The organism is Pseudomonas sp. ESBL9 (assembly GCF_036668715.1).
Classification (GTDB): Bacteria; Pseudomonadota; Gammaproteobacteria; order Pseudomonadales; family Pseudomonadaceae; genus Aquipseudomonas; species Aquipseudomonas lundensis.
This window is the reverse complement of record NZ_JAZEVV010000004.1, coordinates 117446-142920: the sequence shown is the minus strand read 5'-3', so window position 1 is coordinate 142920 and position 25475 is coordinate 117446. Positions and strand designations below refer to the sequence as shown.

General features: G+C 55.1%; 29 protein-coding genes and 1 tRNA gene. 26 read left to right on the top strand and 4 right to left on the bottom strand.

What is annotated here, in order from left to right:
* The first annotated feature begins 3 nt into the window (after positions 1–3).
* Together V6F78_RS12960 and V6F78_RS12955 are read left to right on the top strand one after the other, a co-directional pair.
* Entirely contained in the window at positions 4–489 is a 486-nt protein-coding gene (locus V6F78_RS12960; protein ID WP_047276745.1) for a YajQ family cyclic di-GMP-binding protein, read from the top strand.
* Positions 490–632: 143 nt separating this feature from the next.
* Positions 633–1475 carry a mechanosensitive ion channel family protein gene (locus V6F78_RS12955; RefSeq protein WP_047278015.1) on the top strand — a complete coding sequence of 281 codons (843 nt, stop codon included), beginning with the start codon at positions 633–635 and terminating at the stop codon, positions 1473–1475.
* A 231-nt stretch (positions 1476–1706) separates the two neighbouring features.
* Here V6F78_RS12955 and V6F78_RS12950 read toward each other — a convergent pair whose 3' ends face one another.
* On the bottom strand, positions 1707–2990 hold the full coding sequence (locus tag V6F78_RS12950) for an OprD family porin (RefSeq protein WP_047278013.1): 1284 nt from the start codon (positions 2988–2990) through the stop codon (positions 1707–1709).
* Between the two features lie 380 nt (positions 2991–3370).
* Between V6F78_RS12950 and V6F78_RS12945 the strand changes: the two genes are divergently transcribed.
* The 3 genes from V6F78_RS12945 (at position 3371) to V6F78_RS12935 (ending at position 4355) form a co-directional block, all read left to right on the top strand.
* Positions 3371–3625: a hypothetical protein gene (locus V6F78_RS12945; protein WP_143517913.1), complete on the top strand. Its 255-nt coding sequence runs from the start codon at positions 3371–3373 to the stop codon at positions 3623–3625.
* Between the two features lie 95 nt (positions 3626–3720).
* The gene (locus V6F78_RS12940) at positions 3721–4152 is read left to right on the top strand and encodes an HIT family protein (RefSeq protein ID WP_047295342.1); all 432 of its coding nucleotides are present in this window, start codon (positions 3721–3723) and stop codon (positions 4150–4152) included.
* The gene (locus V6F78_RS12935; protein ID WP_047278009.1) at positions 4149–4355 is read left to right on the top strand and encodes a SlyX family protein; all 207 of its coding nucleotides are present in this window, start codon (positions 4149–4151) and stop codon (positions 4353–4355) included. Before V6F78_RS12940 ends, V6F78_RS12935 begins: the two co-directional genes overlap by 4 nt.
* A 70-nt stretch (positions 4356–4425) precedes the next feature.
* Here the strand turns inward: V6F78_RS12935 and V6F78_RS12930 are convergent, their stop codons facing one another.
* On the bottom strand, positions 4426–5028 hold the full coding sequence (locus V6F78_RS12930) for a cold-shock protein (RefSeq protein WP_047295340.1): 603 nt from the start codon (positions 5026–5028) through the stop codon (positions 4426–4428).
* A gap of 734 nt (positions 5029–5762) precedes the next feature.
* Here V6F78_RS12930 and V6F78_RS12925 point away from each other — a divergent pair.
* The 17 genes from V6F78_RS12925 to V6F78_RS12845 all read left to right on the top strand — a co-directional run bounded on the left by V6F78_RS12925 (position 5763) and on the right by V6F78_RS12845 (position 18919).
* Positions 5763–6125 carry a ribbon-helix-helix domain-containing protein gene (locus V6F78_RS12925; protein ID WP_047278006.1) on the top strand — a complete coding sequence of 121 codons (363 nt, stop codon included), beginning with the start codon at positions 5763–5765 and terminating at the stop codon, positions 6123–6125.
* Positions 6126–6303: 178 nt separating this feature from the next.
* On the top strand, positions 6304–6525 hold the full coding sequence (locus V6F78_RS12920) for an FmdB family zinc ribbon protein (RefSeq protein ID WP_047278004.1): 222 nt from the start codon (positions 6304–6306) through the stop codon (positions 6523–6525).
* A 112-nt stretch (positions 6526–6637) separates the two neighbouring features.
* On the top strand, positions 6638–8413 hold the full coding sequence (gene aspS / locus V6F78_RS12915; RefSeq protein WP_047276729.1) for an aspartate--tRNA ligase: 1776 nt from the start codon (positions 6638–6640) through the stop codon (positions 8411–8413).
* A 134-nt stretch (positions 8414–8547) separates the two neighbouring features.
* On the top strand, positions 8548–9294 hold the full coding sequence (locus tag V6F78_RS12910) for a YebC/PmpR family DNA-binding transcriptional regulator (protein ID WP_047276727.1): 747 nt from the start codon (positions 8548–8550) through the stop codon (positions 9292–9294).
* Positions 9295–9422: 128 nt separating this feature from the next.
* Entirely contained in the window at positions 9423–9947 is a 525-nt protein-coding gene (gene ruvC, locus V6F78_RS12905; RefSeq protein WP_332727442.1) for a crossover junction endodeoxyribonuclease RuvC, read from the top strand.
* Positions 9948–10053: 106 nt separating this feature from the next.
* The gene (gene ruvA / locus V6F78_RS12900; protein WP_047276723.1) at positions 10054–10662 is read left to right on the top strand and encodes a Holliday junction branch migration protein RuvA; all 609 of its coding nucleotides are present in this window, start codon (positions 10054–10056) and stop codon (positions 10660–10662) included.
* On the top strand, positions 10663–11721 hold the full coding sequence (gene ruvB, locus V6F78_RS12895; RefSeq protein WP_047276721.1) for a Holliday junction branch migration DNA helicase RuvB: 1059 nt from the start codon (positions 10663–10665) through the stop codon (positions 11719–11721).
* Positions 11722–11859: 138 nt separating this feature from the next.
* Positions 11860–12327, top strand: coding sequence for a tol-pal system-associated acyl-CoA thioesterase (gene ybgC, locus V6F78_RS12890; RefSeq protein WP_047277999.1), 468 nt, complete (start codon positions 11860–11862; stop codon positions 12325–12327).
* The gene (gene tolQ, locus V6F78_RS12885) at positions 12317–13012 is read left to right on the top strand and encodes a protein TolQ (protein ID WP_047277996.1); all 696 of its coding nucleotides are present in this window, start codon (positions 12317–12319) and stop codon (positions 13010–13012) included. Before ybgC ends, tolQ begins: the two co-directional genes overlap by 11 nt.
* A gap of 23 nt (positions 13013–13035) precedes the next feature.
* Positions 13036–13488, top strand: coding sequence for a protein TolR (gene tolR, locus V6F78_RS12880; RefSeq protein ID WP_162199712.1), 453 nt, complete (start codon positions 13036–13038; stop codon positions 13486–13488).
* Positions 13488–14582, top strand: coding sequence for a cell envelope integrity protein TolA (gene tolA, locus V6F78_RS12875; RefSeq protein ID WP_047295335.1), 1095 nt, complete (start codon positions 13488–13490; stop codon positions 14580–14582). Before tolR ends, tolA begins: the two co-directional genes overlap by 1 nt.
* Before the next feature lie 47 nt (positions 14583–14629).
* Positions 14630–15880, top strand: a complete 1251-nt coding sequence (gene tolB, locus V6F78_RS12870; protein WP_222933227.1) for a Tol-Pal system beta propeller repeat protein TolB — start codon at positions 14630–14632, stop codon at positions 15878–15880.
* A gap of 55 nt (positions 15881–15935) precedes the next feature.
* Positions 15936–16436 carry a peptidoglycan-associated lipoprotein Pal gene (gene pal, locus V6F78_RS12865; RefSeq protein ID WP_003441254.1) on the top strand — a complete coding sequence of 167 codons (501 nt, stop codon included), beginning with the start codon at positions 15936–15938 and terminating at the stop codon, positions 16434–16436.
* A gap of 6 nt (positions 16437–16442) precedes the next feature.
* Positions 16443–17264, top strand: a complete 822-nt coding sequence (ybgF, locus tag V6F78_RS12860) for a tol-pal system protein YbgF (RefSeq protein ID WP_332727437.1) — start codon at positions 16443–16445, stop codon at positions 17262–17264.
* A gap of 163 nt (positions 17265–17427) precedes the next feature.
* Positions 17428–18075, top strand: coding sequence for a 7-carboxy-7-deazaguanine synthase QueE (gene queE, locus V6F78_RS12855; protein ID WP_047276706.1), 648 nt, complete (start codon positions 17428–17430; stop codon positions 18073–18075).
* Between the two features lies 1 nt (position 18076).
* Positions 18077–18769, top strand: coding sequence for a 7-cyano-7-deazaguanine synthase QueC (gene queC, locus V6F78_RS12850; RefSeq protein WP_169839277.1), 693 nt, complete (start codon positions 18077–18079; stop codon positions 18767–18769).
* A 74-nt stretch (positions 18770–18843) separates the two neighbouring features.
* Positions 18844–18919: transfer RNA gene (locus V6F78_RS12845), tRNA-Lys, on the top strand.
* Between the two features lie 143 nt (positions 18920–19062).
* Here V6F78_RS12845 and V6F78_RS12840 read toward each other — a convergent pair.
* Complete coding sequence (locus V6F78_RS12840; protein ID WP_169839276.1) at positions 19063–20328, bottom strand: deaminase; 1266 nt, start codon at positions 20326–20328, stop codon at positions 19063–19065.
* Positions 20329–20514: 186 nt separating this feature from the next.
* Between V6F78_RS12840 and V6F78_RS12835 the strand changes: the two genes are divergently transcribed.
* The gene (locus tag V6F78_RS12835; protein WP_047295327.1) at positions 20515–21204 is read left to right on the top strand and encodes a type 1 glutamine amidotransferase domain-containing protein; all 690 of its coding nucleotides are present in this window, start codon (positions 20515–20517) and stop codon (positions 21202–21204) included.
* A 237-nt stretch (positions 21205–21441) separates the two neighbouring features.
* The gene (gene nadA, locus V6F78_RS12830) at positions 21442–22500 is read left to right on the top strand and encodes a quinolinate synthase NadA (protein WP_047277983.1); all 1059 of its coding nucleotides are present in this window, start codon (positions 21442–21444) and stop codon (positions 22498–22500) included.
* Between the two features lie 71 nt (positions 22501–22571).
* Here the strand turns inward: nadA and V6F78_RS12825 are convergent, their stop codons facing one another.
* Complete coding sequence (locus tag V6F78_RS12825; protein WP_169839275.1) at positions 22572–24002, bottom strand: M48 family metalloprotease; 1431 nt, start codon at positions 24000–24002, stop codon at positions 22572–22574.
* Between the two features lie 113 nt (positions 24003–24115).
* Between V6F78_RS12825 and V6F78_RS12820 the strand changes: the two genes are divergently transcribed.
* On the top strand, positions 24116–24355 hold the full coding sequence (locus tag V6F78_RS12820; protein ID WP_047295322.1) for a sulfurtransferase TusA family protein: 240 nt from the start codon (positions 24116–24118) through the stop codon (positions 24353–24355).
* Positions 24356–24387: 32 nt separating this feature from the next.
* Positions 24388–25458 (top strand): AI-2E family transporter, encoded by a 1071-nt coding sequence (locus V6F78_RS12815; RefSeq protein ID WP_047277980.1) that lies wholly within the window; start codon positions 24388–24390, stop codon positions 25456–25458.
* Positions 25459–25475: the final 17 nt, after the last annotated feature.

Below are 25475 nucleotides of genomic sequence, written 5' to 3'. Positions count from 1 at the left end.
CACATGCCGTCGTTCGACGTGGTATCCGAACTGGACAAGCACGAAGTCACCAACGCAGTCGAGAACGCTGTCAAGGAACTGGACCGCCGTTACGACTTGAAGGGCAAGGGCTCTTTTGAGTTCAAGGAAAAGGACCTGACGGTCAACCTGACTGCCGAAGCTGATTTTCAACTGGAAGCAATGATCGAAATTCTCAAGCTGGCTCTGGTCAAGCGCAAGATCGATGTGCAGTGCCTTGAGGTCAAGGACGCTTATGCATCGGGCAAGCTGATGAAGCAGGAAGCGGTGCTCAAGGAAGGTATCGACAAAGAGATGGCGAAGAAAATCGTCGCCCACGTCAAAGAGGCCAAGCTCAAGGTTCAGGCCGCCATTCAGGGTGAGCAAGTGCGTATTACGGGTAAAAAACGCGACGACCTGCAAGAAGCCATCGCAGCCCTGCGCGCCAAGACGTTCGACCTGCCTTTGCAGTTCAATAATTTCCGCGATTGATCAATGATCATTGGCCATGGGGGAACCTCTGGCGATCATCGGCGTCCGATTTTTTCGGGCACTGCAGAAACGATTGAGCCTGTCGGGTTCAGTCGTTTCACTGAATAAATGACGTCGCCGGGTATCGGTACAAGGAGAGATAAATGGACTTGAACGCTGAAGTGGATCACTTGATCAAGGCTTCGCAAGCCTGGATTCCGATGATCATGGAGTACGGCAGCCGCGTGCTGCTGGCCCTGATTACACTGGCTGTGGGCTGGTGGTTGATCAACCGCCTGACCGCCAAGCTGGGTAATCTGCTGGCGCTGCGCAAGGCTGATCTGGCCCTGCAAGGCTTTATCAGCAGTTTGGCCAACATCATTCTCAAAGTGCTGCTGGTGGTGAGTGTCGCCTCAATGATCGGCATTCAGACCACCTCATTTGTGGCGGCGATCGGTGCGGCGGGTCTGGCAATCGGTTTGGCGTTGCAAGGCAGCCTGGCGAACTTTGCCGGCGGGGTGCTGATTCTGTTGTTCCGTCCGTTCAAGATCGGTGACTGGATTGAAGCGCAGGGCGTGAGCGGTACCGTCGACAGCATTCAGATTTTCCATACCGTGCTGCGCACAGGCGATAACAAGACGGTCATCGTGCCCAATGGCAATTTATCCAACGGCATCATCACCAACTACAACCGCCAACCGACGCGTAAGGTGGTGTTTGATGTGGGCGTTGATTACGAGGCCGATCTGCAGAAGGTGCGCGAGGTGTTGCTGGCGTTGGCGGATGACCCGCGCGTACTCAAAGATCCTGCTCCGGTAGTCGTGGTGACCACGTTGGGTGACAGTGCTATCACCATGTCGTTACGCGTGTGGGTTGATACGCCGAACTATTGGGACGTGCTGTTCATGTTCAACGAACAGTCCCGTGATCGACTAAAAGCAGCCAATATTGATATTCCGTTCCCGCAGCGCGTGATCCGCGTGGTGCAAGAGTCGGCAGCAGAATAATTGCTTGCGAATATCCCGGCCTGGATGTCTGTGTGATTGAACAATTGAAGGGGCGAGAGCCTCTTTAATTGTTTTTGGCGGGTGCCTTTAGTGGTCGGGACGGTATCGACAAGCACTAAAGAAGTTAGTTAGCTTGCTATATGGCTAAGTCCGGACATTAAAAAGCCATGCCCTCTTTGAAGGGCATGGCTTTGTTTGAACACGATGCGGTTAAGGCGTTAACGCACTTAATTACAAGATGTTCAGCGGGTACTCAACGATCACGCGAACGTCGTTGGTATCAACGCCGTAGTTGCTGGTGGTGCGGTAAACCGAGCTACGCAGACGGAAAGACAAGTCTTTGGCCGGGCCTTCTTGCATCACGTATTTGCTCTCGAAGTTGAATTCGTGCTCTTTGCCTTCGCCTTCGGAGGTGGAGATGTTGTCACCGTTGACATAACGGGCCATGAAGCTCAGGCCGGGTACGCCGTAGCTGGCCATGTTCAGGTCGTAACGACCCTGCCAGGAGCGTTCGTCCTTGCCGTTAAAGTCGGAGTACTGCACGGAGTTGGCGAGGAAGATAGAGCCGCCGCCGTCTACGCCGTAGTAGTAGCCGCTGTCACCGGTGGAGCGCTGGTAGGCCAGGGTGAATTTGTGTGCGCCCAGGCTGTAGGCAGCTGCCAAGCTCCAGATTTTGTTGTCGACGTCGCCCGCCAGCTCTTTGCCCTGGCTAGAGGTGCGGTAGCCGTTGAAGTCGAAGTTCAGGGCCTGGGACTCAGCGATCGGCAGGGTGTAGTTCAGGTTGACGTATTGCTTCTTGAAGTAATCGTCAACGTCCGATGCGGCTACGCCACCGACGAAGTTATCGGTGAACTGGTAGGTCGCGCCGGCGATGTTGGCTGCGGTCAGGCCGGGCTCGCCCGGGCCGTTGATGCTGTCGCGACCCATGCCGGTCTGGGAGCTCAGGCTGGTGAAGCGACCTGCGCTCAGTTCAAGCCCTTTGATTTCTTTGCTGGTGAGCAAGGTGCCGGTCGCGACTTCAGGCAGCAAGCGGCTGTCATCGGTAGAGAAGACCGGGCTGGCGACAAACTGGTTGCCGTATTTGAGAACGGTGTCGGAGATGCGGAATTTGACTGCGCCACCCATCTTCGATTGAGTGTCTTCAGGATCGCCATTGCCTCGCGTGGCGAACAGGCCGTTGCCCTGGCGACCTGCACCGCCATCCAGGCGTACGGTGCCCATTGCAAAAGCATCGACACCTACGCCCACGGTGCCTTGAGTGAAGCCGGACTCGTAGTTGAGCAGTTCGCTCAGGCCCCAGTCTTCGCGATAACCGCTTTTGAATCCGCCACCCTCTTTAGCGATGTTGCCAGCGCCATTTCGGTAGTCACGGTTCATGTACAACATGCGGGTTTTGGACGTCAGGGTGCTGTCTTCAATGAAACCCTTGGCTTCGTCCTGAGACGATGCCATTGCGAACTGCGTAGTCCCGGCTGATACAGCCAGTGCGATCATGCTCCACTTCATCACGCGCATCGTGATTTGCTCCTTTGGTTTTCGGAAGAGTACTGCCGTCCCACCTGAATTTTTATCTGGGCGGCTCTTTCTTTTTGTGTCGGCGCAAACTTATATCACGCCGGCCCTATTGGCGATACTTACCCTCATAAGCTTTCAGCTTCTTTACAGCTGTGTCGCAAAACACGTTTTTGAAGTCGTAAATGTGCGGCGGTCATGAGTGTTTGTACATGTTCTCGAAACTGCTTTTACTCTATGGGGCGGTGCGTTCTGTCGTGAAACCACGGGTTAGAAGCGCCACTTCCCAGATTCTGATCTAGGTTTGTTAATCGAGGGCCGTTCCCTTCCCAAGGGCGTGCCCTCGATATAGATAGGCTCTATGCAACAAGCATGCTCAAAGCTTGAAAAATTTAGAAAAAAATCATAAATCGGGGATTGCGGGTATTGGTGCGGCCTTGAGCGAGGAGGCTGCGCGCTTTGGATCAGGCTTGGCGCAACGTGTGTTACCCGATTGCAAAATTTCCGGGCGTTGGGGCGACCAAGATGTTACCGGTTCACACCTAACCTTGGTGGCGGTGACATTTGTGTGCACCAAAACCAGTCAGCTGTTTCGTTTTGGTGCGGCTTTGTGTAATCGCTCTAGCCGTGTGACGTGATGCAAGCCTGAATCACAGGTATCCTGCACTGCGCTGGCTGGCGGTTGATGCGTCTGGTCACTGGTAAAATTCCCCGTCGTACAGGAGAACATTCAGTGTTCGCTTTGGATTCTCGTCTCAAACAGGATACGTGGCTGATAGGGGAGCTCCCTTTGTGCAGCCTTTTGCTGTCCAACGACTCAAATTACCCCTGGTTCATTTTGGTACCGCGTCGCGAGGGTATAAGTGAGTTGTTTCAATTGGATGACGATGACCAGCAATTGATGTGGCGTGAAACCACTGCATTGGCGCGTGTACTGAAGGAACTGTTGTGTGCGGACAAAATGAATGTGGCCACGTTGGGCAATGTGGTCAAGCAGATGCACATGCATGTGATCGCCCGTTACACCACGGATCCTGCCTGGCCTGGTCCGGTTTGGGGCAAGCATCCGGCCAAGCCCTACACGCGTGATGCGGTACTGAACTTGCGTGACAAGCTCAAAGCGATCATGGGTGACGTGTTAACTATTTCGGAGGGCGCGTTGTGACGCTTGAAGCTCGTGTGACGGATCTTGAAACCCGTTTGGCTTTTCAGGATGACACCATCCAGGCATTGAATGACGTGCTGGTGGCTCAACAAAATGCGGTTGATCGGTTGCAAATGCAGATCGCCGCATTGCTCAAACGTCAGGAAGAAATGGGTGGGCAGTTCGAATCTTTTGAGGATGAGGCGCCTCCGCCTCATTACTGATTCTGCTGGCAGAGAATAAAAAAAACCGCGATCAGCCAAGCTGTTCGCGGTTTTTATTTGGCGCGGGAAATCAGCGGCGTGGCAATGCTGCAATGACGTCTTCAGCTTGCAAGCCTTTGTCGCGGTTCATGACCGAAAACTCGACGCGCTGACCTTCTACCAGAACGCGGTGGCCTTCGCCGCGAATGGCACGAAAGTGCACGAAAATATCATCACCGGAGTCGCGGGAAATAAAACCGAAGCCTTTAGAGGTGTTAAACCACTTCACGGTCCCTGTATCGCGGTTGGTCATATCGTAGTTTTGCGAAGCTGACGAAGGTGAGGATTTGTAAAAACTCACTGCCAGATGCAAAAGCACGGCCAGTACAGCCGGTACAAGGCTGAGCAGGACGGCAGGCTGATCGCCGATCGGCCGCAGAAGGCCAAACAGGGTGAGTGTTTGCAGAACCACCGAAAGGACAAGCAAGGCGCTGACAAGGTTTTGCAGTTGGTGGCGTGCTCCTTTATTCCAGAATGGAATGACAGGTGCCAGTGTGAGGTTGAGTAAGCCGAGAAATGCCAGGTAAAGGGCATCGGCGTGTTGCAGGTAAGGGACCGCTTCGGACTGTAGGCTGGGTACGAAGGACAGCAGCAAGGCCGCTGTTCCCGTCACCAAATGGACGATTTTCAACATTTCGATTGACTCACATTAAGATGGATCGCAAGGAAGAGCTGAGTGGGTACGGTTCGCTTCTGGAAAAAAAAGGGAGGCGTTGGACACGTACGTTTATCAGCCTATGCACCTTCACCAAGCCTTGGTGGAAGCGACACGCTGCCTATTTAACAGTAAAGCGGGGTGCTTCTCAAATTATGGGTCCTGAACGGTAAATAAAGGTGTTTCCGAGGAGTGCGTAGGACGCGTCTTTTTCTTGCTTTGGCTATATCTCGACAGCTGCGTGATTTGATGTTGTAGCGTTGTGGATATATTTCCAGGACAGGATGGTGCTGCAGTTTTTTTTGTAATCGATGAATTTTGTCTCGCTTTGAAGTTTGGCGGTATTTGAATAAAGCCTATATATATTTATTTAATCGCATGGACTATGCGTTGTTATGTGTGTCGGGCGTGCGTGGTTAGCAGTGTCGCGTATATACGCTAGGGGAAAAGTTGGTGTGAAATCCATCGTGTTACTCAAAGGATATGATAGCTCGGTGACCTGATTGGCTGAATTTGAATGATGGGCCGTCTACGGGGCTTGTGCTTGAGGGCTTGAGGTTGAGCGTTCAAGAATTCAATCGGCGCAGCGGGAGAGCTCCTACGTATTTGCGGGTGAGATCCGCTGGATTAGAAATTTTACATAATGTTTTATGTAAGGGTGTTTCAGGAAATATTAATTAACTTAAATGGTGTTGCGATGGAGTGCTCTAAATATGGGGCGATTAATCAGGCATGAAGGGGCGGGTGGCAGAGTCGTTCAACGGGTCAAAATTGATCCTGCCATTCTTGATTTTGGGATGTCTTTGGCTCGACCGTTATCGCGATCGGTCAGATTAAACGGGTTTGCAACATGTCTTCGTCTGGAGGAGGTGTATTGGGAGGTGTTATCCGAGATAGCGCGCAATAATGATTGCTCAATAAATGCTTTGTTGTCTTACGTCGACAGAGAGGTCCACCTGCGGCACGGCGGGGTAAAAAACTTCAGTGGGCTGATTCGTGTTGTGTGCGTCATGCACCTCTCCAATGCGGTGCGCGGAACGACTGAAGCGCCACAAAAGCAGTTCTTTTGGGGGTAAGTCACCCATTGGCAAATCGAGTGCCGGTGTTCAGAGACTTGTAATCGCTCAATCTTTATGGTGCCTTTAGCTTGATATGGCCGCTCGCGCGGCTGCAAAGGCTCGATTTACCAGATATAATCTCGCGCTTTGTGGCCCTCTGAAGGGGGCGCCGCTAACAGATAGTCGAGATACGCCAATGCCCATGTACGATTATCAATGTGCTTCCTGCGGTCATCAGTTGGAAGCCATTCAAAAAATCAGTGACTCACCACTGATCGATTGTCCTGCCTGCCAGGCGCCTGAATTGAAGAAACTGCTGTCCATGCCGGGCTTTCGCCTGAGTGGCACGGGCTGGTATGAAACAGATTTCAAGACAGGCTCGAAAAAGAATCTGGCAAGCGGCGACAAATCCGACTGAGATTGAGCGAAAACAGTCTGAATATGAGCGGGGTCTTGCGCATCACTCACCAGTAGTAAGGGTGCGCAAGGCCTCCACCGAATTTTGAATTACGAGAAGTGAAAACACGACCATGATGCGCAGCCATTATTGCGGCCAACTGAACGAAAGCCTGGAAGGCCAGGAAATTACCCTTTGCGGATGGGTACACCGTCGCCGTGACCACGGTGGGGTTATTTTCCTCGATATCCGTGATCGTGACGGTCTGGCCCAAGTGGTTTTCGATCCGGACCGTGCTGAAACCTTCGCTGCCGCAGATCGCGTGCGTAGCGAGTACGTCGTAAAGGTGACCGGTAAAGTCCGTCTGCGTCCGGCAGGTGCCGGTAACGCCAACATGGCGTCTGGCATGATCGAAGTGCTGGGCTACGAGCTGGAGGTGCTGAACGAAGCAGAGACCCCGCCGTTCCCGCTGAACGAATTTTCTGACGTAGGCGAGGAAACCCGTCTGCGTTATCGCTTTATTGACCTGCGTCGTCCGGAAATGCTCGAGAAGCTGCGCCTGCGTTCGCGCATGACCACCAGCATTCGTCGTTATCTCGATGAAAACGGTTTCCTGGATGTCGAAACACCGATTCTGACCCGTGCCACGCCAGAAGGTGCGCGTGACTATTTGGTGCCGAGCCGTACTCATGCAGGCAGCTTCTTTGCCTTGCCTCAATCGCCACAGCTGTTCAAGCAGCTGCTGATGGTTGCCGGTTTTGATCGCTACTACCAGATCGCCAAGTGCTTCCGCGACGAAGACTTGCGTGCTGATCGTCAGCCTGAGTTCACTCAGATTGACATCGAGACCAGCTTCCTTGATGAAAAAGACATCATGGGCTTGACCGAAGGCATGATTCGCACCCTGTTCAAGGAAGTGCTGGATCTGGAATTCGGCGAATTCCCGCACATGACGTTTGAAGAGGCCATGCGCCGTTATGGCTCCGACAAGCCAGATTTGCGCAACCCGCTTGAGCTGGTAGATGTTGCCGATCAACTCAAGGATGTTGAATTCAAGGTCTTCAGTGGCCCGGCCAACGACCCTAAAAGCCGCGTTGCAGCGTTGCGCGTTCCGGGCGGGGCGAGCATGCCGCGCAGCAAGATCGATGATTACACCAAATTCGTGGGCATTTATGGTGCTCGTGGTCTGGCCTACATCAAGGTCAACGAGCGCGCCAAGGGTGTTGAGGGTCTGCAGTCGCCGATCGTTAAAAACATTCCGGAAGCGAACCTCAATGTCATCCTTGATCGCGTAGGTGCCGTGGATGGCGACATCGTGTTCTTTGGCGCCGACAAAGCCAAGATCGTGAGCGAGGCACTGGGTGCGCTGCGTATCAAGGTGGGTAACGATCTGAACCTCCTGACCTGCGAGTGGGCCCCGATGTGGGTCGTTGACTTCCCGATGTTCGAAGAGAACGAAGACGGTAGCTTCAGCGCCTTGCATCACCCGTTCACAGCACCCAAGTGTTCGCCTGAAGAGCTGGAAGCCAACCCTGCAACTGCGCTGTCCCGTGCTTACGACATGGTGTTGAACGGTACTGAGCTGGGTGGCGGTTCGATCCGTATCCACCGTAAAGAAATGCAGCAAGCGGTCTTCCGCCTGTTGGGTATCGACGAAGCGGAACAGGAAGAGAAGTTCGGCTTCCTGCTGGACGCACTGAAGTACGGTGCGCCGCCGCACGGTGGTCTGGCGTTCGGCCTGGATCGTCTTGTCATGCTGATGACCGGCGCTCAGTCGATTCGTGAAGTCATTGCGTTCCCGAAAACCCAGAGTGCTGCCTGCGTCATGACTCAGGCCCCTGGCATGGTGGATGCGAAGGCGCTGCGAGAGCTGCATATTCGTTTGCGTGAACAGCCTAAGGCTGAGTAAGACGGAACAGCGAAGGCGCATCCCCGGATGCGCCTTTCTCGTTGGGCCGGAAATGTTGGGCCGGAAATATTATTGCTGACTGGCACTTTGGTGCCAATTGGCAAGGTTTCACAGACAAGGATTCGGAGTAGGTTATGGCAGGTCATTCTAAGTGGGCGAACATCAAGCACCGCAAAGAGCGTCAGGATGCCAAAAAAGGCAAGATTTTCACCAAGTGGATTCGTGAGCTGACCGTCGCGGCGCGTCAGGGTGGCGGTGATCCGGCGTCCAACCCACGGTTGCGTCTGGCGCTGGACAAGGCGCTCGGTGCAAACATGAGTCGCGATGTCATTGATCGTGCGGTTGCCCGCGGTGCCGGTGCGGCTGATACCGATGACATGGTGGAGCTGAGTTACGAAGGTTACGGTCCCGGTGGCGTGGCGGTGATGGTTGAGTGCATGACCGACAACCGCAACCGGACTGCAGCGGCTGTGCGTCATGCTTTCAGCAAGTGCGGCGGCAATCTGGGTACCGATGGCTCTGTGGCCTACTTGTTCGAGCGTAAAGGCCAGATTTCGTATACCGCTGACGTTGATGAAGATGCGTTGATTGAAGCGGCGATGGAGGCTGATGCGGATGACGTTGTGACCAATGAAGACGGGTCGATCGATGTGTTTACATCGTTCTCGAGCTTCTACGCGGTTCGCAACGCATTGGAGGCTGCAGGTTTTAAGCCGGCTGATGCCGAAATCGTGATGTTACCCACCACGAGTGCCGAGCTGGATCTGGAGGGGGCTGAAAAGATCCTCAAGCTGATCGACATGCTTGAGGATCTGGATGACGTGCAAAACGTTTACTCCAACGCCGAGATTCCCGAGGCTGTGCTGGAACAGCTTGCCTGATACCTCGCTGTAATCCTGGAAGCCGGAGGTGCAACGCTGCGATGATCGCAGGCTGTGCACCTCCGGCTTCTGCCTTTAAGCTGTCCGGGTTCATGCCCGAGGGCATCACTTCTAAAGCTGCAGGCGTTATGACTCTTATTCTAGGTATCGATCCCGGTTCGCGAATTACCGGCTATGGCGTGGTGCAGGATACCGGTCGTGGCTGTGTGTACGTGGCTTCGGGGTGTATTCGTACAGGCAATGGCGAAATGCATGAGCGGCTGCAGATCGTTTATCGCGGCGTGCGCGAAGTGATCCAGATGTACGGCCCAGTTACGATGGGCATTGAAAAAGTGTTTATGGGGCGTAATGCGGACTCTGCATTAAAGCTGGGTCAGGCCCGCGGCGCGGCGATCGTGGCTGGCGGTGAAGAGAGTCTGGAGATAGCCGAGTACACGGCGACTCAAATCAAGCAGGCCGTTGCAGGCACGGGGGGCGCGAATAAAGAGCAGGTCATGATGATGGTCATGCATTTGCTCAAGCTGACCACAAAGCCGCAAATCGATGCTTCCGATGCCCTGGCAATTGCGTTGTGCCACGCGCACACGCGCTCCAGTCTGCTGCCGCACGGGTTGGGCGCAGCGCGCAGTCGGGGCGGTCGTCTGCGTCTTTAAGGCATGTATGCCGTGTGTGAGCGCTGCGAATGATTGCCTGTGCAATCGTGCAGCGCCCCGGTCTCATTAGTTAGCCATTGATCTGGCCTGAAAAAGGATCTGAAACGTGATTGGACGCTTGCGCGGTACTCTCGCTGAAAAACAGCCCCCTCACCTGATTCTGGATGTGAATGGCCTGGGTTATGAAGTCGAGGTCCCGATGACTACGCTCTATCGTCTGCCTTCAATCGGTGAGCCCTTGACCCTGCATACCCATCTGGTGGTTCGCGAAGATGCGCAGTTGCTCTATGGTTTCAGTGGCAAGCGAGAGCGCGATTTTTTTCGTGAGTTGATTCGGCTCAATGGTGTGGGTCCGAAATTGGCGCTGGCATTGATGTCCAGTCTGGAAGTCGATGAGCTGGTGCGTTGCGTGCAGGCACAGGACACGTCGGCGCTGACCAAGGTGCCGGGGGTTGGCAAGAAAACCGCCGAGCGCCTGCTGGTCGAGTTGAAGGATCGGTTCAAGGCCTGGGAGCAGGTGCCGAGCATGTTTGCGCTGGTGCCCAATCAGCCGGATGCGCCGGTGCAAGTCGCCAGCGCTGAAAGCGATGCGGTCAGCGCTTTGATTTCTTTGGGCTATAAGCCTCAAGAGGCGAGTAAAGCCGTGTCAGCCATCAAGGACAAAACGTTGAGCAGTGAAGACATGATTCGCCGGGCCCTGAAGGGAATGATTTAAGTGATTGAAGCTGATCGTTTGATAACCGCTTCCAGCGGACGTGACCGCGAAGATGTTCAGGATCGTGCGATCCGACCATTGAGTCTGGCCGACTATATTGGCCAGCCGGCAGTGCGTGAGCAGATGGAGTTGTTCATACAGGCAGCGCGGGGGCGCGCAGAGTCGTTGGACCACACGTTGATTTTCGGTCCGCCGGGCTTGGGTAAAACCACCTTGGCGAACATCATCGCGCAGGAAATGGGGGTTTCCATCAAAAGTACGTCGGGCCCGGTACTTGAGCGGCCGGGAGATCTGGCAGCCTTGCTGACCAATCTGGAGCCCCATGATGTGCTGTTCATTGACGAGATCCATCGTCTGTCGCCCATTGTCGAGGAAGTCTTGTACCCGGCCATGGAAGATTTTCAGCTGGACATCATGATCGGTGAGGGGCCTGCAGCCCGTTCGATCAAGCTGGACTTGCCGCCGTTTACGCTGGTTGGGGCCACAACCCGTGCCGGGATGCTGACCAACCCATTGCGCGACCGCTTCGGTATCGTTCAGCGACTTGAGTTTTACGGCACGGACGATCTGGCGACGATCGTCAGTCGTTCCGCGGGAATTTTCGGTTTGCCGCTGGATCCTGAAGGTGCGTACGAAATTGCACGGCGTGCCCGCGGTACACCGCGTATCGCCAATCGATTACTGCGTCGGGTGCGTGACTTTGCCGAAGTGCGGGCCAAGGGGCACATCACCAAATCAGTGGCGGATCTGGCACTCAACTTACTGGATGTGGATGAGCACGGTTTTGATCATCAGGACCGGCGATTGCTGTTAACCATGATCGAGAAGTTCGATGGTGGGCCGGTTGGTGTCGACAGTCTTGCAGCGGCGATCAGTGAAGAGCGCCATACCATCGAGGATGTGCTGGAGCCGTATTTGATTCAGCAGGGCTATATCATGCGTACGCCGCGAGGGCGGGTCGTGACCCGGCATGCGTATTTGCACTTCGGTCTGAATATTCCGTCGCGTTTGGGCGAAATGCCGGGCGCTAATGAATTCTCGAACGCGCTGGATGATTAATTAAGCCGTAATGAGTCGATTTTTTTGCCGTTTTTGATGTCACAAGGGCTGGCGCTGAAAATCCTGGGTCTTAAAGTCTAAGAAGAGTGAAAAACAGTGGTCTGGCGGATTGGCAACCTGAGGAGTAAGCACTAGAGTATGCGCGCGCAAAACAGGCTTGAGCCGTTCGCACATCGCTGTCGCGTTTATTACGAAGACACCGATGCGGGTGGCGTCGTGTATTACGTAAATTATCTAAAGTTTATGGAGCGGGCTCGAACCGAAAGGCTGCGGGAGCTGGGGTTTGCCCAGTCCGAGCTGGTAGGCGAGAACCTGTTATTTGTCGTGCATTCCAGCGAGGCGCGTTATCACGCACCGGCGCGACTGGACGACGAACTGTTGGTAACTGCGCAAGTAATAGAACTCAACCGTGCCAGCTTGCGTTTCAAACAGCAGGTCTGGCGGGCTGCGGACTCAACGTTGCTCTGTGAAGGGCAGTTTTTGGTGGCCTGTGTGCGCGCCGATAGTTTCAAACCCCGGGCCATTCCCGAAGCTTTACGTACGGCCTTTGCCGACGTGAGCGGCGCGGGTAAACATTTAGAGCAGGAGATAAAGCGTGGAAGCTAACGTCGTCGACCATTCCTCCATGTGGAGCTTGGTCAGCAATGCCAGCATTGTTGTGCAATTGGTAATGTTGACCCTGCTGGCCGCATCGGTTACCTCGTGGGTCATGATTTTTCAGCGCAGCACCATGCTGCGTGCCGGTCGACGTGCCCTGGAAAGCTTTGAAGAGCGCTTCTGGTCGGGTATCGATCTGTCCAAGTTGTATCGTCAGGCGGGCAGTAACCCAGACCCGGATTCGGGCGTTGAACAGATCTTTCGTGCAGGTTTCAAGGAGTTTTCCCGCCTGCGTCAGCAGCCTGGCGTCGATCCTGAGGCTGTCATGGAGGGCGTGGCCCGTGCCATGCGCGTGGCCATTTCCCGTGAAGAAGAAAAGCTGGAGCAAAGCCTGCCGTTCCTTGCAACGGTCGGTTCCGTTAGCCCGTACATCGGTCTGTTCGGTACGGTATGGGGCATCATGAACTCCTTTCGCGGGCTGGCGACTGCGCAGCAGGCCACGCTGGCAACCGTAGCACCCGGTATCGCTGAAGCACTGGTGGCTACCGCAATCGGTCTGTTCGCTGCAATCCCGGCTGTTATCGCTTACAACCGCTTTGCTGCGCGTAGCGAAACCCTGATCGGTCGCTACTACACCTTCGCCGATGAATTCCAGGCGATCCTGCACCGCAAAGTGCACACCAGCGAAGAATAAGCAGGTATTTTCCAATGGCTTTAATCGCTCGAGCTCGCAAGAAGCGCAAGCCGGTCGCCGAGATGAACGTAGTACCTTACATCGACGTGATGTTGGTACTGCTGGTCATTTTCATGGTGACGGCGCCCATGCTCAACCAGGGTGTGAAAGTGGATTTGCCCAAAGTCTCCAGCGAGGCTTTGCCGCAAGACAACAACACTCAGGTTCTGACTATTTCGATCAAGGCTGACAAGACCTACTTCTGGAACCTTGGCAGCGAAGTCGACACTGAAAAACAGATGGACAAGGCCATGACCTTGCCGCAGATGACCGATGCCGTGACCAAAATCATTCGTGCCGGCAATGAGGGTGGCAAGCACACCCAGGTCTTTATTCGCGGTGACAAGTCGGTGGATTACGGCGCGGTAATGGGTGCCATGGGCGGCTTGCAGAAAGCCGGCGTCGGTAACGTTGGCTTGATCACCGAGGCTCCCTGATGCGCGAACAGCGGGAGCCGTCCGCCTCTGAAAATTATTTTTGGCCTACAGTTTGGGCGGTGGGGCTGCACGTCCTGATTTTTGGCATGCTCTTCGCCAGTTTTGCCATGACGCCGGAATTGCCACCCTCCAAGCCGATTGTTCAAGCAACCTTGTATCAACTGAAGTCAAAAAGTCAGGCGACGACCCAAACCAATCAAAAGATTGCGGGTGAGGCAAAGAAATCTGCCGCACGTCAGACCGAAGTTGAGCAGATGGAGCAAAAAAAGGTTGAGCAGGAAGCCGTGAAAGCGGCAGAGCAAAAGAAAGAAGAGGCTGCCGAGAAAGCCGCAGAGGCCAAGAAGGCTGACGAAGCCAAGGCCAGCGAAGCCAAAAAGGCCGAAGAAGCTAAAAAAGCAGACGAAGCCAAGAAGGCTGATGATGCTAAAAAAGCCACCGAAGCTAAAAAGGCTGAAGAGAAGAAATTGGCTGACATAGCCAAAAAGAAATCTGAGGAAGAGGCCAAAAAAGCCGCTGAAGAAGAGGCGAAGAAAAAGGCCGCCGAAGAAGCCAAGAAAAAGATTGTCGAAGATGCGAAGAAGAAAGCGGCTGAAGATGCCAAGAAAAAGGCCGTAGCGGAGGAGGCGAAAAAGAAAGCCGCCGAAGACGCGAAGAAAAAAGCGTCTGCCGATGCTGCCAAGAAGAAGGCAGTAGAAGCAGCGCGTAAATCGACCGAAGAGAAAAAGGCCCAGGCCTTGGCAGATTTGCTTTCTGACACGCCCCAACGTCAACAAGCCTTGGCAGAGGAGCAGGGCGATGAGGTCGCCGGTAGTTTTGATGACCTGATTCGTGCCCGGGCAGCAGAAGGGTGGGCTCGTCCTCCTTCGGCTCGCAAGAACATGACAGTGGTGCTGCAAATCGGCATGTTGCCGGATGGCACGGTAACTTCGGTTACGGTTGCCAGGTCTAGCGGTGACGGACCTTTTGACAGTTCGGCTGTGGCGGCGGTCAAGAATATTGGCCGTTTAACGGAGATGCAGGGTTTGAAGCCCAGCGAATTCAATCCTTATCGATCATTCAAGATGACATTCACACCTGAGGATCTAGCCTTGTGATTAACTTTTTTCGAGGACTGCTAGTCGTCGTCTGCTGCTTTGCAGGGATGGCAATGGCGCAAGAAAAGAACATTCTGGTCACCAGCGGTAGCGACCGGGCCACACCGATTGCCGTGGTTCCATTCGGCTGGCAAGGTGGTTCCGTTCTGCCGGACGACATGGCGGAGATCATTGGTAATGACCTGCGCAACTCGGGTTACTACGCGCCGATTCCAAAGCAGAACATGATCAGCTTGCCGACCCAGGCGAGTGAAGTCATTTTCCGTGACTGGAAAGCGCTGGGTGCCCAGTACGTTATGGTCGGTAATATTGTTCCGGCGGGCGGTCGTTTGCAGGTGCAATATGCCCTGTTCAACGTGGCCACCGAGCAACCGGTTCTGACCGGCAGTGTTTCCGGTACTGCTGAGCAACTGCGAGACATGGCGCATTACATCTCCGATCAGTCGTTTGAAAAGCTGACCGGTATTAAAGGTGCATTCTCAACCCGTCTGTTGTACGTGACGGCTGAGCGCGCAAGTGCCAACAACACGCGCTACACCTTGCAGCGCTCGGATTACGACGGTGCTCGTGCAGTCACACTGCTGCAATCGCGTGAACCGATTCTGTCGCCGCGTTTTGCGCCAGATGGCAAGCGCATTGCTTATGTATCGTTCGAACAAAAACGTCCGCGTATCTTTATGCAGAACATTGATACCGGCCGTCGCGAGCAAATCACCAACTTCGAAGGCCTCAACGGTGCTCCTGCGTGGTCACCGGACGGTTCGAAGCTGGCATTTGTGTTGTCCAAAGATGGCAACGCTGAAATTTACGTGATGAACCTGGCTTCTCGTCAGTTGACGCGCGTGACCAACAGCCCGGCTATCGATACCGAACCGTTCTGGGGTAAAGATGGGTCTACGATCTACTTCACCTCTGACCGTGGCGGTAAACCACAAATCTACAAAACCACAGTCGGTAGCGGTAATGCAGAACGCGTGACATTTATCGGGAACTACAACGCCAGTCCGAAGCTTTCGGCAGACGAAAAGACCCTGGTAATGATTCATCGTCAGGACGGTTTCACGAACTTCCGTGTCGCAGCGCAAGATTTGCAGCGTGGAAGCGTAAAAATACTCACAGATACCAACCTTGATGAGTCAGCTACTGTTGCGCCCAACGGCACCATGGTAATCTACGCCACCCGCCAGCAGGGCCGGGGAGTCTTGATGCTCGTGTCCATTAATGGACGCGTAAGGCTCCCTCTTCCTACCGCTCAAGGCGAAGTCAGAGAACCTTCCTGGTCCCCTTACCTGAACTGACGTGGTGATAGCTTTACGTTGCACTTAACACTTGGGGTTCATTAGGAGTTTTACGATGGAAATGCTGAAGTTTGGTAAATTTGCTGCGCTGGCACTGGCCATGGCTGTAGCTGTAGGTTGCTCGTCCAAAGGCGGCGACAATGCCGGTGAAGGCGCTGCTGTTGATCCAAACGCTGGTTACGGCGCAAACACAGGCGCTGTTGATGGCTCCCTGAGCGAAGAAGCTGCTCTGCGCGCTATCACTGTTTTCTACTTCGAATACGACAGTTCGGACCTGAAACCAGAAGCTATGCGCGCTCTGGACGTTCACGCAAAAGACCTGAAAGCTAACGGCGCTCGCGTTGTTCTGGAAGGTAACACTGACGCCCGTGGTACTCGTGAGTACAACATGGCGCTGGGCGAGCGTCGTGCGAAAGCCGTTCAACGCTACCTGGTACTGCAAGGTGTTTCTCCAGCACAGCTGGAGCTGGTGTCCTACGGTAAAGAGCGTCCGATCGCTACTGGCAACGACGAGCAGTCGTGGGCTCAGAACCGTCGCGTCGAACTGCGTAAGTAATTCGTCATGCGAACGTGCCGCCGCGCTGTAACTATTCTGACTCTCAGCCTCATGCCGCTTGCGGCCTGGGCTGCGGTTCCTGTGGTCGATGACAACTCTGGCTATAACAATAGCGGGGGGAGTTATCCGTCAACGGGTTACGGTGCGAGCGGCGCCTATGCCGGGGGAGGGGTTTCGGCCCCTGTCTCGGCACAGGGCGAGCTGTTCAACCAGTTGCAACAAATGCAGGAACAGATTGCACGCCAACAGGGTGTGATTGAAGTTCTGCAAAATGATATTTCGCGCATGAAGCAAGAAAGCCTGGAGCGATACCAGGATCTTGATCGGCGTATTGGTGCTGGCATTGCTCCTGCTGCCACGCCTGATAATTCGTCATCGGGTGGCAGCAATACCGCCGCCAGTAATACGGCCGTGCCTGCACCTCAGGCCGCTGCCAGTTCCGAGCCAGGTGATCCTGCGAAAGAAAAGCTCTATTACGATGCTGCTTTCGACTTGATCAAGGCCAAAGATTTCGACAAGGCCAGTCAGGCATTCACTGCCTTTTTGCGCAAATACCCTAACAGTCAGTACGCCGGTAACGCGCAGTACTGGCTGGGTGAGGTAAATTTGGCGAAAGGGGATTTGCAGGCTGCAGGCCAGGCATTTGCCAAAGTCAGCCAGCTTTATCCCAAGCATGGGAAGGTGCCTGACTCTTTGTACAAGTTGGCTGATGTAGAGCGCCGTCTTGGCCATGCCGATAAGGTTAAAGGCATCCTGCAGCAAGTGGTGTCTCAATATCCGGGCACATCGGCAGCGCAATTGGCGCAGCGCGATTTGCAGCGCATGTAAGCTCTCAAACGCTTTCATCGAGAAACCCGCGCCTGTCGCGGGTTTTTTCGTTAGAATCCACGCCCTTTTATGAAATACGCTCTTCTGAGTACTGCGTTGGCAGATTCTTTGGAGTGCCTGACGGAGGCGGACAGCCTGTTTAGCTGTTACGCCCGTGGCGGATATGCAAGACACATTGAGAATTACCGAAGTTTTTTACTCGTTGCAGGGTGAAACGCGAACGGCTGGCTTGCCTACCGTTTTTGTTCGCCTTACCGGTTGCCCATTGCGCTGTGGTTATTGCGACAGCGCTTACGCATTCAGTGGCGGCACTGTGAGACCTCTTGAGGACATACTTGAGCAGGTGGCAAGTTATCGTCCGCGTTACGTCTGTGTTACAGGGGGGGAGCCGCTGGCGCAGCCCAATGCAATTCCTTTGCTGACGCAGCTCTGCGATGCCGGGTATGAAGTCTCCATCGAGACCAGTGGTGCGCTGGATATTTCGGCAGTTGATCCACGCGTCAGTCGCGTGCTTGATTTGAAAACCCCTGGCTCTAAAGAATCCCATCGTAACCTCTACGAAAATATCGCGTTGCTGACATCCAATGATCAGGTCAAGTTTGTTATCTGTTCGCGTGATGACTACGACTGGGCTGTTTCGAAGTTGATCGAGTATGGATTGGAGCGGCGAGCGGGCGAGGTGCTGTTTTCGCCAAGCCACCATGATTTGTCGGCCCGTGACCTGGCCGACTGGATCGTAGCGGACAACTTGCCTGTGCGTTTGCAAATGCAGTTGCACAAATACTTATGGAATGATGAGCCGGGGCGCTGAAATGTCGGAACAATCGGTTGTAACAGAGAAAAGAGCGGTCATTCTGTTGTCGGGTGGCCTGGATTCGGCGACCGTTGTCGCCATGGCCCGCGCCGAGGGCTACAGCTGCTACACGATGAGCTTTGATTATGGCCAGCGCCATCGTGCGGAACTTGATGCCGCAGCGCGTGTTGCCCGTGATCTGGGCGTCATTGACCACAAGGTCATTGGCCTGAACCTGGACGGCATCGGAGGGTCGGCGCTGACCGACAGCTCAATTGACGTGCCTGAGGCGCCAAGTGAGGGCATTCCCGTCACCTATGTCCCTGCGCGCAATACGGTGTTCCTGTCGTTGGCATTGGGCTGGGCCGAGGTACTGGACGCCCAAGATATTTTTATCGGCGTGAACGCTGTGGACTATTCCGGCTATCCGGATTGCCGTCCCGAGTTTGTCGAGGCTTTTGAAGTCATGGCCAACCTTGCCACCAAGGCGGGTGTCGAAGGTAAGCCTTTCAGCATCAAGGCACCTTTGCAAAACTTGAGCAAGGCCCAGATTGTTCAGGCGGGCATACAGTTAGGCGTCGACTATTCGCTGACTGTTTCGTGCTATCAGGCCGATGACCAGGGTCGTGCATGCGGTAAGTGCGACAGCTGTCGCTTGCGTGCAGATGGCTTTGCAGCCGCCGGAATCAAAGACCCAACCCGTTATTTTTAATTTATTTCATATTTATTTTTAATCGGGTGTTGAATTCTCGTTAAAAATCAGTATTATACGTCCCACAACGAAGCGGGTCGTTAGCTCAGTTGGTAGAGCAGTTGGCTTTTAACCAATTGGTCGTAGGTTCGAATCCCACACGACCCACCATATCGCGACACCAAAACAGCCGGTCAGTACCTTAGGGTCTACCGGCTTTTTTGTGTCTTTAATTTGCCTGGAATGGACATACCTGCAACGGGTCGACGCCATCCAGTAGCGTCGTCCCGTTGGCGCTTGACGGGCGAATTTAGCTAGTGCTTGCATCCGCCTTGCTGGGCGCTGGCAATCAACGCTTCGCTGAGCACTTGGGCGGGCGCCACTTGCACGCTTTGGGTATAAAAAGGCGGCAGCGTTTGCGCCAGTTCCGAAACGGCCTGTGCGGTGGTTGAGGCGGGCAACAGTACGTATTGAAAGTTCGAGGGGTAGCTCTGCGGTACGGGGCCTTCCATCGTTGATCCGTACGCCCCCAGTGTCATTACGGCCTGTGGTGTTGCGGGATCTGGGGCGTAAAGAAAGACGAATGTTCCGTATTTGGGGTGCGTCAGATATTGCTCGGCTTCGGCGCGCACTTCCGGTGACGGGTCATTCATGAGTTTCCAGCGCAGAACGGCGTAACCGCGCGTGGTCTCCATAAATGCCGTGCGGATGGGGGATTGTTTTTCACTCCCGCCCAAGCAGGTCAGCAAATTACCAAATGGATCAAGCAGCGCAACCGCGTTGAAGGCGCCGCCGTTGAGCTGGGCCTGTTGTGCAGCTGCAATCAATGGGGCGCTCAGCTCGGCGCCAGGGTTGCGCGGGCTGGGTGAGACCGTTGTGAGTGCTTGGTCGCTCAATGCTGTTAGCGCTTGTCGTACGGGGCTGTTGGCAGGGAGGTCGGCGGGGTTTTTCAAGTGTGCCGGCTCGATGCCGCTGTTATTGCTGGACTCTCTGACGGTGTTCACGCTGGCTTCAAAAATGGATGACGTCAGGCAATACAACAACGAATCAATCGTCTGCCCGGCAAAGACTGGCGTAGTGCTGCCTGTAAAAGCACGGCTGAAGGGTGGTGCGACAGCGTAATAAGCCCAGCTTTTTTGCGCTTGTTCGCGTATGTGGAGGGGCAGAGTGGGGAAATCAAATGCGCTGTTGTAATTAATGCCCGCATAGGTATCGATTGCGCTGACGGCAACATTGAATCCCGCGGTGAGTAAAGAACCTGCGCACATGGCGCACGGGTCGAGCGTTGTAACGATCGTGAGCTGCTGTGCAGGTGGCAGTTTGAGTGCGGCGGCGTTTTCGTAATACCAGTCCACCAATTGCCGTTCGCCATGGGCGGTAGGGTCGTGGGGTAGAAACCGGGTTGTGCCAGAGGCTGGCGGGTAGGGCATCAATACGTTGTTATGCATGGCTGCGATGATTTTTTTTGTGGCGTTATCAATGATGGCTCCGCCGACAGCAAAGGTTTTTTGATACGCCGCGTTGACTGACTCCGATGCCGCGACACCGACGGCTTCCTGCGCATTCGTGACTGTGGTCATGGCTTCAACTCCTGTTGGGTTGGATGCTGGCACGCTATTTCAAGTGCTGGGAAAACTCAGCGTAGCCGCTCACCCTGAGTCGGCAAACCTAATGGTCTATGCTCTCGCTTCGTTCCTCGGCTGAACCATTTGCAGTGATGTACAGCCCAAGCTCCGTGCATACCCGCTATTTACAGGAGGCTTACGATGAGCAAGAAAATGTTGGTGGTTTTGACCAGTGTCGAAAAATACCCGAACCTGCCGCGTGCCACGGGTTTATGGCTGGGGGAGGCGGTGCATTTCGTACAGAAGGTTGAGGCTGCAGGCTACACAGTAGACTTCGTCAGCCCTCAAGGTGGTTACACACCGATCGACCCTCACAGTTTGGCCAAGGACATGGCAACTGATATTGACTGGCAGTGGTATCACGATAAGTCGTTCATGAATCGCCTTGGCGCAACGCTCAAGCCAAGCGATATCAAGCCTGAAGACTACTGCGCTATTTACTTTGCAGGGGGCCACGGGGTCATTTGGGATTTCCCGGACAACGTTGAGCTGCAAACCATCAGCCGCGAGATTTATGAGTCGGGTGGAGTCGTGTCCTCGGTGTGTCACGGGGCGGTCGGGCTGCTGAATATCATGCTCAGCGACGGCAAACTGCTGATTGAGGGCAAAAAACTCACGGGCTTCTCCAATGAAGAAGAGCAACTGGCAGGTTTGGCCGAAGTCGTGCCGTATTTGACCGAGACCGAGCTGGTCAAGCGTGGGGCCAAGTATGAGAAGGCGAGCCAGCCGTGGGCGGCTTATGCCGTTGCAGATGGGCGTTTGATTACGGGCCAGAACCCTGCGTCAGGTGGCGCTGTGGCTGAGCTTGTGCTTAAAGCGTTGAGCCAGTGAGTTAAGTTCTGCGGCCGATGCCTGGCGGCCTGCCAGTCATCGGCAGATTTGCCCTTGTGGCCCTGCAACACCTCCCCTGAAACATTAAACTTTTGAATCGCAAGCATATTCTGTAGCCTTGGCGAGCTGAATAGATGGTCCGTGCCTGATAACACACACTCTCCCGGCGGGACTCGACGGTCCGGAGCCGGTGGTACACTCGACTTTCGCGCAGTAGCGCCTGCAGGTCTTGCGAACATGACGCATATTTCCGAACGACTTCTGGTTCAAGCCCACCTTGATGCCAAGCAGCCTAAAGCCCTGACCCTGGAAGAAGAGGCTGCATTGCGTGCCGCCATCGCTGCCGAGCTCAAGGCGCAGGATGCGGTTCTGGTGGCTCATTTTTATTGCGATCCCGTGATTCAGGCGCTCGCCGAAGAAACAGGCGGTTGCGTTTCCGACTCGCTGGAAATGGCCCGTTTCGGTGCCGCGCATCCCGCAAAAACAGTACTGGTCGCCGGTGTTCGTTTCATGGGTGAAACGGCGAAAATCCTCACCCCTGAAAAGCGTGTGCTGATGCCGACGCTGGAAGCCACCTGCTCGCTGGACCTGGGTTGCCCGGTCGAAGCGTTTTCTGCGTTCTGTGACAAACACCCCGAGCGCACTGTGGTGGTTTACGCCAACACGTCAGCTGCGGTTAAAGCCCGTGCAGACTGGGTGGTGACATCAAGCTGTGCGCTGGAAATCGTCGAAAGCCTGATGGATAACGGCGAAACGATCATCTGGGGGCCTGACAAGCATCTTGGGCGCTATATCCAGCGCCAGACCGGGGCCGACATGTTGCTCTGGGATGGGGCGTGCATTGTCCATGAAGAGTTCAAGTCCAAGCAGCTCGAAGACATGAAGGCGCTGTACCCGGATGCAGCGATTCTGGTTCACCCTGAATCGCCCGAGTCGGTGATTGATCTGGCCGACGCCGTAGGCTCCACCAGTCAACTGATTGCCGCCGCGCAGAACCTGCCCAACAAGACCTTCATCGTGGCCACCGACCGCGGCATTTTTTACAAAATGCAGCAGCTGTGTCCTGACAAAGTCTTTATTGAAGCGCCTACGGCAGGCAATGGCGCGGCATGCCGCAGTTGCGCCCATTGCCCGTGGATGGCAATGAATACGCTGGAGCGTACGCTGGAGTGTCTACAGAAGGGGTCGAACGAGATCTTTGTCGATCCGGCGCTGGTGCCGCAAGCGGTTCGCCCGCTCAAGCGCATGTTGGATTTCACTCAAGCGGCCCGTTTGAAGCTGGCGGGCAACGCCTGAGTGTCGCTCTTGGGCGTAGGCACTGAAGGCGGTAGCTCACTCTCGTGAAGCTGCCGCTTTCAGGCGTACTCTCAATTCATCATGTCTTTGATAGACCGCTCTTCATCCAGCAAATCACGTTGCCGAGCATCAATGCGCGATAGCAGCTGGAAGTTCTTGGTCAGTTTTTTCGCCAAGTCCAGCTGTTGCAGGGCCTGACGGTAATCACCCACCAGTGCAAAGTACTCCGCCCGCGCCTGATGCAAGCCGATGATATTGCCCGAAAGGCCGCGGGTTTCAGCCACTGAGTACCAGACATCCGGGTCGTTCGGTCGACTCTTGAGCAAGGCTTCCAGTGCTTTGTCTGCTTCACCTGCTCTGTTCTGTTTAAGCAACAGATCGACTCGCGCCTGATTGAGCGGGTAATTGCCCGGATACAGCGTACGCATCCGTTCGACGCGCTTTTGCGCATCGTCCAGTTGATTGCTGGCCATGTCGAGTTCGATCTGCGCCAGGTTGTACGTGATGTCGTTGGGCGATTTGTCGAGCAGCCGTTTCAGGTTGTCCCGAGCGTCCTTGAATTGACTGCCCTTGATCTGCGCGATGGCCAAACCGTAGCGGGCCACGTCGTTGTTCGGGTTTTCATCGAGTTGGACCCTGAAACGCTTGGCGGCAAGCCCCGGCGTTTCTTCGTAGTTGAGTTGCACCCGTGCGCGAATCAATTGATAGCGCAGGCTGTCCTCGGCGCCGCCGGGGCGGGCTTGTTCAGCACGGTTGCGGGTGTCTGCAATACGCGATTCGGTGACCGGGTGAGTCAGTAAAAATTCCGGTGGTTTGGCATCGAACCGGTATTGGCGCATCAAGCGCTCGAACATCGTCGGCATGGAGCGCGGGTCGTAACCGGCTTTCTCCAGATTAAGGATGCCAATGCGGTCTGCTTCCTGCTCGTTTTGCCGGGAGAAGCGTCGCTGCTCCTGAAATGCTGCGGCCTGAGTGCCCGCAATAGCGGCAATCCCGGCATCACCCGCCCCCGAGGCGGCGATGACGATGCCCGCCAGCAAGGCGGCCATCATGGGCAATTGCATGCGTTGTTGCGCTTCGACCCCGCGTGCGAAGTGCCGCTGCGACAAGTGGGCCAATTCGTGCGCCAGCACCGAGGCATACTCACCTTCGGTCTGCGCGTTGAGAAACAGGCCGCCGTTCACGCCGATGATTCCGCCGGGCGCGGCAAAGGCGTTGAGCTGGGGGCTGTTGATTAATATGAATTCAAGGCGCCGGTCCTGAACCTGGCTGGTTTCGACCAATTTATAGACGCTGGTTTCAACGTAGTCCTTGAGCTGCGGATCGTTAAGCTGCGAGACCTGGCCGCGCAACATGCTTAGCCAAGCGCGACCCAGTTTGTACTCTTGTTGAGGCGAAACAATGGAGGAGCTGGCATCACCCAACGACGGCAAATCGTCGGCGAAAAGCGGTGATGCGAGCAGGCAAGCGAGCGTCAACAGGGTCGGGCGCAGAAAATTCATGCACGAAGCTCTAGTCGATAAAGGGCTTACTGTAGCTGCACAGTGGGCTGGCGACCAGAGGCGGGTCAGTCTGGGGTATTCTAGTGCGCTACAAAATGCCTGAGGACGGGTAAATGACTGATGTGTTGGAACATGATTCGCTGCTGGACGCCAGCGGACTGAATTGCCCGTTGCCGTTGCTCAAGGCGAAGATGGCACTCAATCAGATGAGCTCGGGTGCCGTGCTGAAGGTGATTGCGTCTGATGCGGGCTCCCAGCGCGACTTCCGCACATTCGCGCGTCTGGCGGGGCATGAGCTGCTCGGCGAGCAAGAGGATTCGGGCGTCTATCGTTATTGGTTGCGCAAGGCCTGACGCCCGGGCGACACCTTTTAAAAGGAATCTTGATGTTCAACGTGTTGCGTAACTGGATACAACGCTACTTTTCCGATGAGGAAGCGGTGGTGCTGGCCGTGTTGCTGGTGCTGGCGTTCACAGTGGTCTTGACCTTGGGCGGCATGCTGGCGCCTGTGCTGGCGGGCATGGTCCTGGCGTATCTCATGCAGGGGCTGGTGGTGGCACTGGAGCGCTTGCGCTTGCCTGGAGCGGTGGCCGTAGGGCTGGTGTTTGCGCTGTTCATGGGTCTGTTATTGCTGTTTATCGTGGTGGTGGTGCCGCTGCTGTGGCACCAACTGATCACGCTGTTCAATGAGCTGCCGGGCATGCTCGTCAAGTGGCAGTCGTTGCTGTTGTTGCTGCCGGAACGCTACCCGCATCTGGTCTCGGATGAGCAAGTGTTGCAGGCCATCGAGGTGGCGCGTGGGGAGATTGGCAAAGTGGGGCAATTGGCGTTGACCCTCTCGCTGTCCAGTCTGCCGCTGTTGGTCAACATCATGATCTATTTGGTATTGGTGCCGATTCTGGTGTTTTTCTTCCTCAAGGACCGGGCCATGATCGGCCGCTGGGTGCGCAGCTACTTGCCTCGCCAGCGTGCGCTGATTACCCGCGTGGCGCATGACATGAACCGTCAGATTGCCAACTACATTCGTGGCAAAGTCATCGAGATCATCATCTGCGGAGGCGTCACCTACATTGCGTTTGTCGTCATGGATCTCAATTACGCGGCATTGCTGGCCTTATTGGTGGGTGTGTCGGTGGTGGTGCCCTACGTAGGAGCGGTGGTCGTGACTGTGCCGGTGTGCCTGATTGCCTTGTTCCAGTGGGGCTGGAGCGATCAGTTCATTTACCTGATGGCGGTCTACGGAATCATTCAGACACTGGATGGCAACGTTCTGGTGCCGTTGCTGTTTTCAGAAGCGGTGAGCTTGCACCCGGTGGCGATCATTTGCGCGGTGCTGTTGTTCGGTGGCTTGTGGGGCTTCTGGGGTGTGTTTTTTGCCATCCCGCTGGCCACGCTGTTCAAGGCGGTGCTGGATGCCTGGCCGCGCAAGCAGCAGGTTGTGGCGCCACTGCTATAGCCTGGCGCTGCGGCGGG

Excerpts from the sequence above, each read along its gene's own strand:
- queE (WP_047276706.1), top strand. The coding sequence starts at position 17,428 with ATGCAAGACACATTGAGAATTACCGAAGTTTTTTACTCGTTGCAGGGT.
- V6F78_RS12950 (WP_047278013.1), bottom strand. The coding sequence starts at position 2,990 with ATGCGCGTGATGAAGTGGAGCATGATCGCACTGGCTGTATCAGCCGGG.
- pal (WP_003441254.1), top strand. The coding sequence starts at position 15,936 with ATGGAAATGCTGAAGTTTGGTAAATTTGCTGCGCTGGCACTGGCCATG.
- V6F78_RS12825 (WP_169839275.1), bottom strand. The coding sequence starts at position 24,002 with ATGAATTTTCTGCGCCCGACCCTGTTGACGCTCGCTTGCCTGCTCGCA.
- V6F78_RS12925 (WP_047278006.1), top strand. The coding sequence starts at position 5,763 with ATGGGGCGATTAATCAGGCATGAAGGGGCGGGTGGCAGAGTCGTTCAA.
- V6F78_RS12835 (WP_047295327.1), top strand. The coding sequence starts at position 20,515 with ATGAGCAAGAAAATGTTGGTGGTTTTGACCAGTGTCGAAAAATACCCG.
- V6F78_RS12930 (WP_047295340.1), bottom strand. The coding sequence starts at position 5,028 with ATGTTGAAAATCGTCCATTTGGTGACGGGAACAGCGGCCTTGCTGCTG.
- queC (WP_169839277.1), top strand. The coding sequence starts at position 18,077 with ATGTCGGAACAATCGGTTGTAACAGAGAAAAGAGCGGTCATTCTGTTG.
- ybgC (WP_047277999.1), top strand. The coding sequence starts at position 11,860 with ATGCGCGCGCAAAACAGGCTTGAGCCGTTCGCACATCGCTGTCGCGTT.
- V6F78_RS12820 (WP_047295322.1), top strand. The coding sequence starts at position 24,116 with ATGACTGATGTGTTGGAACATGATTCGCTGCTGGACGCCAGCGGACTG.
- V6F78_RS12960 (WP_047276745.1), top strand. The coding sequence starts at position 4 with ATGCCGTCGTTCGACGTGGTATCCGAACTGGACAAGCACGAAGTCACC.
- V6F78_RS12955 (WP_047278015.1), top strand. The coding sequence starts at position 633 with ATGGACTTGAACGCTGAAGTGGATCACTTGATCAAGGCTTCGCAAGCC.
- ruvC (WP_332727442.1), top strand. The coding sequence starts at position 9,423 with ATGACTCTTATTCTAGGTATCGATCCCGGTTCGCGAATTACCGGCTAT.
- ybgF (WP_332727437.1), top strand. The coding sequence starts at position 16,443 with ATGCGAACGTGCCGCCGCGCTGTAACTATTCTGACTCTCAGCCTCATG.
- tolB (WP_222933227.1), top strand. The coding sequence starts at position 14,630 with ATGGCAATGGCGCAAGAAAAGAACATTCTGGTCACCAGCGGTAGCGAC.
- V6F78_RS12920 (WP_047278004.1), top strand. The coding sequence starts at position 6,304 with ATGCCCATGTACGATTATCAATGTGCTTCCTGCGGTCATCAGTTGGAA.
- aspS (WP_047276729.1), top strand. The coding sequence starts at position 6,638 with ATGATGCGCAGCCATTATTGCGGCCAACTGAACGAAAGCCTGGAAGGC.
- V6F78_RS12910 (WP_047276727.1), top strand. The coding sequence starts at position 8,548 with ATGGCAGGTCATTCTAAGTGGGCGAACATCAAGCACCGCAAAGAGCGT.
- nadA (WP_047277983.1), top strand. The coding sequence starts at position 21,442 with ATGACGCATATTTCCGAACGACTTCTGGTTCAAGCCCACCTTGATGCC.
- tolA (WP_047295335.1), top strand. The coding sequence starts at position 13,488 with ATGCGCGAACAGCGGGAGCCGTCCGCCTCTGAAAATTATTTTTGGCCT.
- V6F78_RS12840 (WP_169839276.1), bottom strand. The coding sequence starts at position 20,328 with ATGACCACAGTCACGAATGCGCAGGAAGCCGTCGGTGTCGCGGCATCG.
- V6F78_RS12815 (WP_047277980.1), top strand. The coding sequence starts at position 24,388 with ATGTTCAACGTGTTGCGTAACTGGATACAACGCTACTTTTCCGATGAG.